General features: G+C 38.6%; 6 protein-coding genes. 2 read left to right on the forward strand and 4 right to left on the reverse strand.

Annotated elements, in window-relative coordinates:
* Positions 1-3: 3 nt before the first annotated feature.
* Entirely contained in the window at positions 4-2,706 is a 2,703-nt protein-coding gene (locus tag ACH3O9_RS09230) for a T9SS-dependent M36 family metallopeptidase (protein WP_416446537.1), read from the reverse strand.
* A 67-nt stretch (positions 2,707-2,773) separates the two neighbouring features.
* Entirely contained in the window at positions 2,774-4,105 is a 1,332-nt protein-coding gene (dgt, locus tag ACH3O9_RS09235; RefSeq protein WP_416446661.1) for a dGTP triphosphohydrolase, read from the reverse strand.
* Positions 4,106-4,286: 181 nt separating this feature from the next.
* On the opposite strand from dgt, the gene ACH3O9_RS09240 reads away from it, so the two are divergent.
* Both ACH3O9_RS09240 and ACH3O9_RS09245 read left to right on the forward strand, forming a co-directional pair.
* Positions 4,287-7,070 carry a TonB-dependent receptor domain-containing protein gene (locus tag ACH3O9_RS09240; protein ID WP_416446539.1) on the forward strand — a complete coding sequence of 928 codons (2,784 nt, stop codon included), beginning with the start codon at positions 4,287-4,289 and terminating at the stop codon, positions 7,068-7,070.
* A 37-nt stretch (positions 7,071-7,107) separates the two neighbouring features.
* Positions 7,108-8,316, forward strand: coding sequence for a multidrug transporter (locus tag ACH3O9_RS09245; protein ID WP_416446541.1), 1,209 nt, complete (start codon positions 7,108-7,110; stop codon positions 8,314-8,316).
* A 107-nt stretch (positions 8,317-8,423) separates the two neighbouring features.
* Here ACH3O9_RS09245 and aspS read toward each other — a convergent pair whose 3' ends face one another.
* Both aspS and ACH3O9_RS09255 read right to left on the reverse strand, forming a co-directional pair.
* Positions 8,424-10,172, reverse strand: a complete 1,749-nt coding sequence (gene aspS, locus ACH3O9_RS09250; RefSeq protein WP_416446543.1) for an aspartate--tRNA ligase — start codon at positions 10,170-10,172, stop codon at positions 8,424-8,426.
* Between the two features lie 166 nt (positions 10,173-10,338).
* Positions 10,339-13,818: an efflux RND transporter permease subunit gene (locus ACH3O9_RS09255; RefSeq protein WP_416446545.1), complete on the reverse strand. Its 3,480-nt coding sequence runs from the start codon at positions 13,816-13,818 to the stop codon at positions 10,339-10,341.
* Position 13,819 lies beyond the last annotated feature (1 nt).

Raw genomic sequence — 13,819 nt, forward strand, 5'->3', positions numbered from 1 at the left:
CTATTACTTGATCATAAGTTTTCGAGTAACCGAAGAGTTTTTATTTTCAACTTTTATAAGATAGATCCCTTTAGCTAACTGTCCCGGGTTTAACGTTAAAATTCCATTTAATTCTTTAGTTGCGCTGTATACTTTTCTTCCGTTAATATCATATATAGATATTGAGCCGTCTCCTAAACTTCCCGTAATAGCAATATTGATATTGCCGGCCGTAGGATTAGGATAGACACGGAACGCCTTGTCCTGAATGTTCTGATCATCTACACCAAGCAGGCAATCACCCTCATATTCCGGCGGAACGTCAAAAGCTTCAACCTGATCTGTGCGTAGTGTTGCGCGCCCCTGATTTGCACTAAGACCCAAACCTCTTCTAGCGAAAGCTTGATATATTAAACATTTGTGTTTGCCTTCATAAAGTAAGTCATCTGCAGCTAAAATTGCATCACGCCCATCTATAAAACCAGGTTGACAAGGTTGTAATTTCATTCCCTGCATTACAAGTTGCAGCGCCATATTATTACCACCTGTACCATTATAAACATCTGGGTCAAAGCCATAAATATTTACCAGATCCCAAGTTATATCCCATAACATAGAGGCCCAAACTGTCCCTATACCATGAGGTGCTGATATCTTTTCAGTATTATTTGTATCGCCATAAGTTAACGTGTCTATAGCCATATTTGTGCTGTATGGCACCGGCCGAATGCCTAAACCTGAAGTCTCATCATTAGTAACATAATTACCAATAGCTCTTGATTTATTACCTGTATCACCTGGTTTCATAGTAATTACTAAACCTAGAAAGTCTGACCAGCCTTCACCCATCTGTTCGGTAATACTTCTTTCCAGACAATTACCATCACTATCTCTTGATGCACAGACTTCAAGACAATCTGCTTCAGAGGGTCCGCCTGTAAGTCGGTTAGAAATACCATGACCATATTCATGAGCGATTATAAGATTATCCAGGTCGCCATCTTTTCTATAGGGGCCTTTGTCTACTAATGAAACATTTATTATGGTTCCGGCAGCTAAGGCATTAATGATAGGGTCACCATCTGCTTTTGAGATCATGATAGAAGGTATTTTGATCGTGCTGTCATCTCCTCCCATTGCAAAAATCCCGCTTGCAGCATCATTATTAACTACGATTACGGCCTTAGCCCCAGCATCTTGCGCTTTTAGTATTTTATCAGTAAAATTACAAACGCCTCTGCGCAGTACTGCAATCTGACTTCCTATATCAAGTGTGTTGGTTATTTTATCGCAGGCATCATAAGGATCTGAAGATTCTTCTGAAGCATTATCATCTATTACCAAAGCCAGGTTTGCTGTAATAGGTTTACTTGAAAGCGTTGGTCCAAAATCGGCTGGATAAGCTTCAATATTCTGGGCCAAATTAGACGGGGAATTGATGGTAAGAGGTTTTCCTGCGGGACCCACAGCACTCCACAAGAACATTCGTAGATAGGGGCTTTCCCCATCTGGAGGTGTAGCAAATGAAGCATTATTTAAACCAGTTGCATCCTGCCCAAATGCGAGTACATAATCATCCTCACCAATTGCTGCGCCAGTATCGTCTTTGAGTCCTCTATCGTAATTACTAGCCTGAAAGTTGCCACTTTCCTCATCAAAGCCATAATGGTAAACAATATCATGTACGGTATTGCTCGTATAGAACAAGTTGGTGATAGAAGCGTTGAGATAAGTTATAGGTTGATTATTAAAATCAAGGTCATACGAAAAATCAAGAGCTTGGCCACCATCTGGTGATTCACCTGTGAAACCATCATCATTGGTATAGTCAAAAGCCCAAACATTATTTCCTCGTGTGATGGTAAATTCTGGTCCTTCCACACCATCTACATCATGCCATGCAAGTGGGGAAGCGATCTCATTGTGAGGCTCGGTTATGAGTTGGCGATCACCATCTAACGGACTTTCTAATGGTAGCGGGAAAACTAAATATTGCTCACCAGAAAAAACAGCATTTGCAATGGATTTTGAGGCAGAAAAGGCTGATTTTTTAAACAAATTTACCGAATTTTCACGGGCTACTTTGTTATGATTATGACCTTCAAATGTGCAGTTAAGGACCCAGTCATTTAGAGAAATAATCTCTCCTGATGAAGCGTCAACTTTAGCACTCCACCAATGCTCGCCAGAAAGGGTATGTATACTTAAATTCCACGCCAGTTGAAGGTTACCTTTTTCTTTGACGATATAAATAAGTTTAACCGGAATAGGATCGACCGAGATGCCGCCATTGTTTAGAATAAATTCTTTAGAACTAACGCCTTCAGTAATTTTCAGATTTTTTACGTTACCAAGTTTTAAACTTGAAGCAGCCGATTGTACGGCTTGTAACGGCGATAATGCAGGAGACGTTGAAGATTTTTTAAGATTAGACAGATTTAAAAAACCATCTGCAGCATAAAGTACTTTATTGTTTTTTAAAGTAAATGTGCTTTTAGCTTTATAGATGTCAATACCATTAAATTGCTGCTGTGCATAAACAGAAACCGAGTTGGTCTTGGTGTTTTTTATTTCATCAGTAATTTCCCATTCTATGGTTTGAGAAGAAACACTCTTTGCATTAGAATTAAGGTAACTATTAATTATCGCCCGGCTGTTTTGGGCATATACAACGTTACCGAGTGTAATAAGCAGCATCGTAATACACAATGCGTAATTTTTTTTCATGGTATTCTTTCAATTTGTCAAAGTGTACAATATTAAATAAAATGAACTAAAACTTTCTCAATTGAGATTATTTAACATCCATACCCTTAATTTTCTTATATATTCTCAAAGCTTTACTGTCTGTCATTATAGATACATCAGTACAGCTTTTAAGTAGTTTATTATATACGGTCTGTTCTTCTATATGGTTTTTACCAAATAATTTACTTATCAAATTCTCGTAATGCGATGAAGTTTCATTCATGATCTTACAACGTGCATCCAGTAGCGTTGTAAGAATCTCGTAACCAGCAATTTCTTTCTCTATTACTTCTCTGCTATTGTAAATACGCTCTACACTCAGGTTTATAATATCTGTAATTTGAGCCTGATATTTACTTTTATCTATTAAAGAAGAGCCAAAAGTTCCTGCGAGGATATCATCTTCATAAAGCATAAAATTTTCTACCGCCTCATTGATTAAAGTATTAATAGTAAGAGCCCTAAGGTAACTTACACGATCTGCTGTGGTGGTAAGAATATTATATTTAGATCTGTCTATAGTTTTACCTACTAGATTAATTAAATATTCTAATGCGTACTCTTCTGGGATTAAACCAAGATTTATGCCATCTTCAAAATCGATTATAGTATAGCAAATATCATCTGCAGCTTCTACTAAATAAGCCAGCGGATGTCTTGTATAACTTACAGACTCGTCTTTGCCGGTTTTTAATAGACCAAGCTCATTGGCAATTTCAGTAAAAAACTCTTTTTCAGATTGAAAGAAACCATATTTCTTATCTGCTACATGTGTGGTGGGTCTGTAAGGTAGTGATTCTTTAGGGTATTTCATAAAGGCACCTAAAGTTGCATACGAGAGGCGTAAACCTCCTGCCGCCCCAGGTTTACTTTCTGACAGCAGTCTAAAACCATTTGCATTACCTTCAAATTTTATAAGATCCTGATACTCTACTTCAGAAAGCAGATCTTTATATTTTCTACCCTGCCCATTTTTAAAATATTCACCAATTGCCTTTTCGCCAGAATGGCCAAATGGGGGATTGCCGATATCGTGCGCTAAAGATGCTGCAGCTACGATCGCTCCAAAATCATTGAATTTATATTCATGCACTTTCTCTAAATAAGGATATTTTTTAATGATCTCCTTACCTACAAGTCGGCCCAGCGAGCGGCCTACAACAGAAACCTCAAGGCTATGTGTAAGTCTGGTGTGAACAAAGTCAGTTTTAGAAAGCGGAATAACCTGTGTTTTATCTTGTAAGCTTCGAAAGTAGGAGGAGAAAATAACCCTGTCATAATCAACTTCAAAACCCAGGCGGGTCTCGTCCTGTTCCTTTCTTATTCTTTTAGAAGAATCACCATATCGCTTAAGAGATAAAAGTTGCTCCCACTTCATCATATCTGTAAAATTTTGGTGCAAGATACATTTTTTGGCTCCGCTCTCCCTTTTAGGCAGTTAGGTTTTATGGTAAATGCTGTTAACATTTAGATAACGCAAAGGTGACCCTTGTTTAATACTGAGGTAACAAAGGCTTTACAACCGTGCTGTTATTTTGCATCGACAAATTAAACTAACAATGAGACAAATCTATCTGTTTTTACTATTATTCCTGGGAGCATTTTATGCTCAGGCACAAGATAAGGGAAGTATAGTAGGTGTACTGAGTGATAAAGAGGTAAATAATGAGCCTTTACCTTTTGCAACAGTACAATTACAGGGTACAACAAAAGGAACAACAACAGACTTTGACGGTCTTTATCAAATAGAAGGTGTAGATCCCGGAGTATATACTCTGGTTTTTAGTTTTGTGGGTTACGAAACTCTCGAGATACCCAATGTTACTGTAGAAGCAGGAAAAGTTACAACAGTAAATACAGGTTTAGGTGCAACCGCTGCAGCACTCGATGAAGTGGTAATTACTACAACAGTATCAAGAGAATCTGAGGTAGCTCTGTTATTAGAGCAAAAGAATGCCGTTGCTATACAACAAACAATAGGTGCAGATGAGCTTGCGCGAAAAGGTGTAAGTGATGCTGCAGCTGCTATTGCAAAAATTTCTGGTGTATCTAAACAGCAGGGGGGCGGTAATGTATATGTAAGAGGTCTGGGTGATCGTTATCTAAATACTACTTACAATGGCCTTTCATTACCATCTAATGATATTGAGAAAAAGAATATAGATCTTGATCTTTTTCCTTCAGATATAATTCAGAATGTATCTGTAAGTAAAGCGTATTCTACAAAATTCTATGGCGATTTTGCAGCGAGTAATATTGATGTGATCTCTAAAGATTATAAAGGCCGCGGATTTTTAGATATTGATTTAGGAAGCGGTATTAATACCAGAGCTTACGATAAGAATTTTGTAAGAAGTGAAGGCACAGGATATTTTGGTTTTTATAACCGTTATGACAATAACCCATTTGCTGTGGTTTTATCGCACCCTGTAGATCCTGTAAATGGAGGCGAACCTATTAATATTAATGGTTCTATTTCTGGAGGAACTTCTTTTGATTTTGGCGATGAGACACGTTTAAGCCTTTTCGCTACAGCTTCTTTTGCAAATGGGTATGAGTACCGCAGAGGTTCTGCCGCAGATTACACAACTGTATACAAACAACGTTTTGACGACGTTGAGGAGTTTGAGTATAATACAACAACTACGGCGATGGCAAATATTATCTATCGCATTAACAGCAAACACAGAATAAGTTTCAATTCTTTATTCCTAAACAGCTCATCAGATGTTGTAGGTGATTATGGAATTGATGGTACAGGTGCGAACAGAGATGCTCAATTAAACTCAAACAAAGGATTCTTTGTGCGAAATATTCAGTTTAATGAAGATATGATCTTCGTAAATCAGATATCTGGTATCAGTCAGATAGATGATAAATTTGAAGTTTCATGGGGTGTAGGTTATAATAAGGTTTTTTCGCATCAACCTGACAGAAAGAGATTTTCATTAGAAAACTATGACTTTGCACTTGACGATGATCCTACTACAAATCCATCTTTCTATAACAACACAAACTTTGATAACCAAAGGTACTTTCAGGATATTGAAGATGAAGAGCTTAATAGTAGAATCAACCTTGAATACACAGCCAGCGAAAATATAAAAGTAAACTTTGGTTACAACGGTCGTAGAAAAGAGCGCTATTTTGAAAACATACGCTATGGTTATGATCTTGTACAACCAAGAACACAGGTTACAGACATCAACAATCTTGATGATATTTTTAATGTTCCTAATTTAGGAAAGGTATATGATACGTATGTTTTTAACCCTATTGCACCAGATTTAGGTATAGGGAACAGAAACTATCCTGGTCTTGCAGAAAACACATATAAAGGTAACCTAGATATTCATGCAGGTTACCTCAATGCAGAAATTACCACAGGTAAATGGTTATTTGTACCTGGTGTGCGCGTTGAATCTTTTAAGCAGTCTATCGCTTATGATGTAATTAACCTGCCAGATACAGATGATGGTTATGCAGAAAGTTATGATAACTTTTATCTGCCAAGTTTAAATGTGAAGTATGCTTTAACAGACGATTCTAACTTAAGATTCTCTTTTTCTAAAACAGTTTCTTTCCCAGAATTTAAAGAAGTTGCTCCTTTTGTTTATGAAGATGTAACTCAACGTGTAGGTGGTAATCCTGATCTTCTGGAAGATCCTGCTATCTCAGACATTTTTAACTATGATCTTAAATACGAGTGGTTCTTTGGAAAAAGTGAATTGGTTTCGCTTGCAGGTTTCGCTAAAGAAATCAAAGACCCGATCAACAAAGTAATTGCTAATGATGCAACGGGAACTCAGCGTTACTTTAGAACAGGTGACAAAGCAAATGTTTACGGTGTAGAGCTTGAGCTAAGAAAGAATTTGATAGCCGATGAAGATGATCAGGCTAATCTTTCTCTTGGCGTGAACGCTACCTATATGTATACAGAACAAAAACTAAAAAGCTCTAATGGGTCTCTTTATACTTCGACCCTTGATCGTACAGATGAATTGCAGGGAGCTTCACCTTTTCTTATCAATGCCGATTTAAATTATAGCCCAACAAATTTTGGAAGTTACAAACCGGTTGCTAACCTGATCTACTCCTATTTTGATGACCGTATTGATGCATTAGGATCTGGTCAACTAGGCAACATTGTAGAAAAAGGAGTACACAATTTAGATTTCGTTTTTAGAAACGAATTAGGGTCAGACTGGGAAGTTAATCTAAGCGCTAAAAATATTCTTGATCCAGACATTCAGTTCTTTAGAGCAGAATCTACAGGAGATATAATTACCTCAACTTATAAACGTGGTATAGACTTGGGTCTTGCTGTGAAATATAAATTTTAACAACTAGAACAAAAATTAATTAAATACACTTAAATCGATGAAGACAAATTATTTATTTACAGGTTTGACGCTGGCGGCAATGCTTCTTGCCTCTTGTGAAGCTGATGACACCGCTGAAATAGTTATTAATAATACCGATAATAGTACTACCACTGTCAATAATGGTGATACTGGGGGTGGTGAAGAACCAGATCCTACAGGAGAAGAAATAAATCTTCAGGGTACAAAGACTTCAGATTTAGTACTTGATCCTATCAACACGTATACTTTAACTGGTGGTCTTATCATGGCTCCAGGTACAAAATTGACTATTCCTGCAGGTATGACCATAAAAGCAAGTAGCGGTGCAAGTGTATTTATTGCTATTTCTCAGGGAGCTACTATAGATGCTCAGGGTACTGCAAGTGAACCTATTGTTCTTACTTCTGCTTCTGCTGCTCCGGTAGCTGGTGATTGGGGTGGTCTTATCTTATTAGGTAAAGCACCTATTAACTCTGTATCTGGTAACGCAACTTCTACTTCAGAAATAGGTGGTCTTCCTTACGGTGGTACAGATCCTGGTGATTATTCTGGTATCATTAAATATCTACGTATAGAATATTCTGGTGGTGCTGCAGATAGCTCTTCAGAAAACAACGGCTTCTCTTTCTACGGTGTAGGTAACAATACTGTTGTAGATCACATTCAGGCTTACGAAGGTAAAGATGATGGTATGGAATTCTTTGGTGGTACTGTAAATGTAAATTATATCTATGTTACAGGTGCACAGGATGATTCTGTTGACTGGACTGAAGGTTTCTCTGGCCAGCTAAACAATGTTTACATCGTACAAGGTGCAGAACATGATAAAGGTATAGAAGCAGATGGTTTCAATACTGATATAGGTAACAACTCAGATCCTGTATATTTCTCTAAGCCTACTGTATCTAACATTCATATCGTGGGTGCTGGTGAAGGTGAAGCTGTACGTTTAAGAGCAGGAACTCAAGGTGTTTTTAGTAATATGATTATTGAAGATTTTGCACTTGCTTACCACATTGTAGGTGATGCAACAAACAGCCCAACGGGACAAGGTGTTCTTGATGGTGATCTTTCTGTTACTGATGTAAATTTTGTAAACGTTACTACGAAATTAGAAAACGAAACAACTGAAACTTTCACTGAAGCTGAATTTATCTCTGGCGATGGTAATGCTACTGATATTGATTTTGCAACATGGGGTGCAGGTTGGACACGTGATAACTAAGATTTATTTTAATTAGCCTCAAAATAAGAAAGCCCGGCAATTTGCCGGGCTTTTCTTTTGTAATATATCAAGCTAAAAATCGGGTGTTTTATCCCGATTTTTAGTGTTTATAAGGTGATTTTTAGATTAAGCTCTTTTAACTGTGCTTCGTCAATTTTTGCAGGGGCGTCTATCATAACGTCTCTTCCCGCATTGTTTTTAGGGAAAGCGATAAAATCACGTATCGTTTCCTGACCGCCTAAAATAGCAACCAGTCTGTCAAGACCAAAGGCTAAACCGCCATGTGGTGGGGCGCCGTACTGAAAGGCATCCATCAAGAAGCCAAATTGATTTCTAGCTTCTTCAGGGGTGAAACCCAGATAATCAAACATCTTGGCTTGTGTAGCGCTATCGTGAATACGTATTGAGCCACCGCCTATTTCATTTCCGTTTAAAACGAGATCATAAGCATTTGCTTTCACGGCGCCGGGATCTGTATTAAGCAGTTCCATCTGGCCGGGTTTTGGCGAAGTAAAAGGGTGGTGCATTGCATGATATCTTTCAGTCTCCTCATCCCATTCTAAAAGTGGAAAGTCTACAACCCAAAGCGGAGCAAATTCATCTGCCTTACGCAAACCAAGTTGTTCTGCAAGTTCCATACGCAAAGCGCTAAGCTGAGTTCTTGTCTTATCTGCCGCACCAGAAAGTACACAGATGAGGTCACCCGGTTTTGCGCCGGTTTTTTCTGCCCATTGTGCGAGATCTGCTTCATCGTAAAACTTATCTACAGAAGATTTAAAACTTCCGTCTTCATTATATTTTACGTAAACCATGCCAAGCGCTCCTACCTGAGGACGCTTTACCCAATCTATAAGTTTATCAATTTCTTTTCTGGTATAAGAAGCTCCGCCGGGTACGGCAATCCCAACAACTAATTCTGCCTGATTAAAAACATTAAATTCCTTATGCTGTGCGACGGCGTTAAGTTCACCAAATTCCATCCCAAAACGTATATCTGGTTTATCATTTCCATAACGCTTCATTGCTTCGTCATAGGTCATACGGGGGAAGTTTTCGATTTCAAAACCGTTTACTTCCTTTAATAAATGCTTGGTAAGACCTTCAAAAATGTTTAGAATATCTTCCTGCTCAACAAATGCCATCTCACAGTCAATCTGTGTAAATTCTGGCTGGCGATCTGCACGCAAATCCTCATCACGGAAACATTTCACAATTTGAAAATATTTATCCATGCCACCTACCATTAGCAATTGCTTAAAAGTTTGTGGTGATTGCGGTAAGGCATAAAACTGCCCTTCATTCATACGGCTTGGCACGACAAAATCGCGAGCACCTTCTGGAGTAGATTTTATTAAATACGGCGTTTCAACCTCTATGAAACCCTGATCTGACAAATAATTACGCACAGCAATAGTTACTTTATGTCTAAAGATGAGTTTTTCTTTTACAGGATTTCGACGTATGTCAAGATATCTGTATTTCATGCGCAGATCTTCGCCACCGTCAGTTTTATCTTCTATCGTAAAAGGCGGAGTTTTTGCCTCGTTAAGAAGAATAAGATCTTCTACTAAAATCTCAATATCGCCTGTAGGCATTTTAGGGTTTTTAGATTCCCTTTCTATAACGCTGCCTTTTATTTGTACTACGAACTCGCGACCCAGTGTTCTGGCTTGTTCCATTACTTCTGCGGGAGTGCGTTCTTCATCAAAAATGAGCTGAGTGATTCCGTAACGATCACGCAGGTCAACCCAAATCATAAAACCTTTATCTCTGGATTTTTGAACCCAGCCGGAAAGGGTTACTGTTTCACCAATATTTTCTGCTCTTAAAGCGCCATTATTATGCGTTCTGTACATTGTTTCAATTTGTGAGGTGCAAATTTAAGAAGATAAAGGGATTGAGGGGTTTTAAGTGACAAAAAATTGTTTGCACTTTCTGGTAATTAGTTCAAAAGCTGATTTTGCATAAAAAAAGCAGGATTTTACTCCTGCTTTTCCTGTTTTTTAATATGTTTAAATTTACTTATTCAGCTGGAACAAGCTCTTTGTCTGCCTGTCTTTTCTTTTTCTTATCTGCAAACCTCACCTTAGCTCTGTTTACTAAATAGAACATTACCGGTACAATAACCAGCGTAAGGAAAGTGGCAAATACGAGTCCGAAAATTACCGTCCAGGCAAGAGGTCCCCAGAAGATCACGTTGTCACCACCAATGTATATGCCCGGATCGTAATCTGTAAACAGACCGAAGAAATCAATGTTTAAACCAACGGCCAAAGGAATAAGTCCTAATACGGTTGTGATTGCAGTAAGTAATACGGGCCTAAGACGCGATTTACCACCGGCAACAATAAGTTCAAAATACTGCTGCTTAGTAAGCAGATCATCCTCTTCCATATTTAAATCTTCTTTCTTGCGGTCGATAAGAATTTGAGTGTAATCAATAAGAACGATCGCATTATTCACTACGATTCCCGCTAGCGAAATAATTCCCATCATGGTCATTATCACGACAAAATCCATACTGAAAATAACAAGACCTAAGAATACACCCGCTAGACTAAGTACAATTGAAATAAGGATAATTATAGGCTTAGATATGGAGTTAAACTGGGCAACAAGAATAAGAAGTATCGCACCCATAGCAATAAATAAAGCCATAAGTAAGAAATCCATATTCTCTGCTTGTTTCTCCTGCTGACCGGTAAATTGATAGCTAATGCCTTCCGGAAGGTCATAACCTTGCAGTTCCTGTTTAAGCTGTGTTACAATCTCTGTAGGGTTGTAGCCTTCTAGCACATTAGAATATACCGTGATAACACGTTTTAAGTCCTTTCGCTTTATAGCGCTAAATGCGGAAGTTGTATTTTTTTCTACCAGTGCAGAAATAGGCACCTGAATTAGATTACCCTGATTATTTCTAAATGTTACCGGCTGATTGAATAAAGCATTCTCATCGTAACGATATTTATCATTAAACCGCACATTTATCTCAATATCATCATCACCATCTTTGTATGTAGAAGCTTCTTCCCCGTAAACAGAACGTCTCAAGGTCTGCCCAACTGCCGCAGTAGAAACGCCTAATTGACCAGCTTTTTGTCTGTTTACCGTAACACCAAGTTCGGTTTTTGACCTGTTTACGTCGATTTTTAGCTCTTCTATACCGCTAATTCCCAGTTCTGCGATGTACGAGCGCATCTTATCTGCTTCTACAAGCATCTGCCCGTAATCTTCACCGCGCAATTCAATATTTACAGGATAACCGGTAGGAGGGCCGGCTGCATCTTTCTCTACGATTATAGACGCTCCCGGAAAGCCTTTAACGGCTTGTCGCACTTCGGTAAGAACCTGGCTACTTTTTACACCTCGGCGCAATTTAAAATCACGCATAGATAAGGTTACTTTCCCTTTGTGTGGCATTTCATTGCTTTGGCCCCCATCTGTTTGTGGATTACCAGCTCCCTGACCTACCTGAGAAATTGCGCTCTCTACCATATAATTATACCCGTCAGGATCCTGATATTTTTTTATAGCATCAAATATGCGTTGCTCAACTTTTTTAGTGAGTTCATTGGTTTTTGAAATATCTGTACCTTCAGGATATTCTATATATGTAATGATCTGATTAGGTTCATTTTCCGGAAAAAACAAAACTTTGGGTTGTGCTATGCCTACGAGAATAAAAGACAGTATTAGCAGTGCAAATGTGCTTATAAGAAACACGTAGGCTTTTCTTCCGCGCAAAGCGTACTTTAAAAACCGTGCATAAAAATCTTCTAATCTTTTAAGCGCTTTATATTGAAAGTAATAAACAGCTCCTGCCAGAAAATATTTATATGCCCATAACAAAATTGCAAACAGGATCAATAAATTTCCTAGTCCTCTAAAAGAGCCAAAGTCTAAAACAAACCCTGCGATCAATAAAATCGCCCCAACACCGGCTAAAATCGCGCTGGTGCGAATGAGTTTTTTCTTAGAAAGCTCTTCTTCTGTGACTTTCATAAACTTAGAAGTAAGCATCGAGTTGATCACTAATGCTACAAATAAAGACGAACTCAATACAACCGATAGCGTAATAGGGAAGTATACCATAAATTTACCTATCGTCCCCGGCCATAAACCTAAGGGGAAGAATGCCGCAAGAGTAGTAGCGGTAGAAGCAATAATAGGCCAAGCGATCTCGCCCATACCTTGTTTGGCAGCTTTCATTCGTGGCATGCCCTGATCCATTAATGAGTAGATATTTTCAACAACCACAATACCGTTGTCTACCAGCATCCCCAGACCCATTACAAGGCCAAAAAGTACCATTGTGTTTAATGTAAGTCCCATCCCAGAAAGGATCATCAACGACATGAACATTGACAGGGGGATAGCAAAACCTACAAAGAGTGCATTTCTAAAACCTAAGAAGAACATCAATACAAGAACTACCAGGATAACACCAAAAATGATGTTATTTACCAGATCATTTACCTGATTTTCGGTCTTGATAGACTGGTCATTTGTAAGTGAAATATGTAACGATTCCGGGTAGTAATTATCCTGTTCTGCCGCCACGATCTCTTTAATCTGCTCAACAGCCTCGATCATGTTCTTACCTGCACGTTTCTTAACATCGAGCATAACAACAGGCTTGCCATATTCTCTGGCATACGTGGTATTGTCTTTTTCTTTCAGGCGGATGTCTGCGATATCACGTAGATAAATGTTACCACCATCTCTTTTTACTACTATGTTGCCAAGTTCTGCCGGGTCTTCTATTTCGCCAAGTACGCGAATGTTCTTGCGCAATCCGTTTGCAACCACGTTACCACCGGAAATTGTGTTGTTCTCTGAGCGAATTGAATTAATAATGTTGTCAAAACTCACTTTAGAAGCGGCCATTTTGTAAACATCAACAGCAACCTCGATCTCCTGATCTTCGGCGCCGCGTATGGTAGCTTCTTTAATTTGCGGAAGCAGTTCTATCTTTTCCTGAAGATGCTCTGCATAATCCTTAAGCTGCTGCACTTGAAAATCGCCCGTAAGATTGATATTCAGGATGGGCATCTCTTCAGAAATATTGAGATCAAAAACGTTAGGTTCTACCTTAGCACCATTGTCAAGGGTAGGCCAGGTAGTTTCTGCTTTTACGAGATCTACTTTGTCTTTTACTTTCGTTTTAGCGAGATCAACATCAACATCTTCTTCAAATTCTACAATAACTATAGAATAATCCTGAAGCGTAGTAGAGGTGATCTCTTTAACGCCAGCTATATTATTAAACTCCTCTTCGAGCGGTTCTGTAATAAATTTCTCAACATCTTCTGCCGCGTTACCCGGGTTTACAGAGCTAACATATATTTTAGTCTCAACAACCTCAGGAAATGCCTCTCTGGGCATACTATAGTAAGCTGCAAGACCGGCTAGAAAAATGATCGCGGTGATAACATAGACGGTCATCTTGTTATCTATGGCCCATGAAGAGAGCTTAAATTCTTTGTACGTGTTTTTAGCCATT

The sequence above is a fragment of the Leeuwenhoekiella sp. A16 genome, assembly GCF_047946675.1.
Classification (GTDB): domain Bacteria; phylum Bacteroidota; class Bacteroidia; order Flavobacteriales; family Flavobacteriaceae; genus Leeuwenhoekiella.

What these genes read in the sequence shown, in the direction of transcription:
- ACH3O9_RS09255 (WP_416446545.1), bottom strand. Translation starts at nt 13,818, where the DNA reads ATGGCTAAAAACACGTACAAAGAATTTAAGCTCTCTTCATGGGCCATA.
- ACH3O9_RS09240 (WP_416446539.1), top strand. Translation starts at nt 4,287, where the DNA reads ATGAGACAAATCTATCTGTTTTTACTATTATTCCTGGGAGCATTTTAT.
- ACH3O9_RS09230 (WP_416446537.1), bottom strand. Translation starts at nt 2,706, where the DNA reads ATGAAAAAAAATTACGCATTGTGTATTACGATGCTGCTTATTACACTC.
- aspS (WP_416446543.1), bottom strand. Translation starts at nt 10,172, where the DNA reads ATGTACAGAACGCATAATAATGGCGCTTTAAGAGCAGAAAATATTGGT.
- dgt (WP_416446661.1), bottom strand. Translation starts at nt 4,105, where the DNA reads ATGAAGTGGGAGCAACTTTTATCTCTTAAGCGATATGGTGATTCTTCT.
- ACH3O9_RS09245 (WP_416446541.1), top strand. Translation starts at nt 7,108, where the DNA reads ATGAAGACAAATTATTTATTTACAGGTTTGACGCTGGCGGCAATGCTT.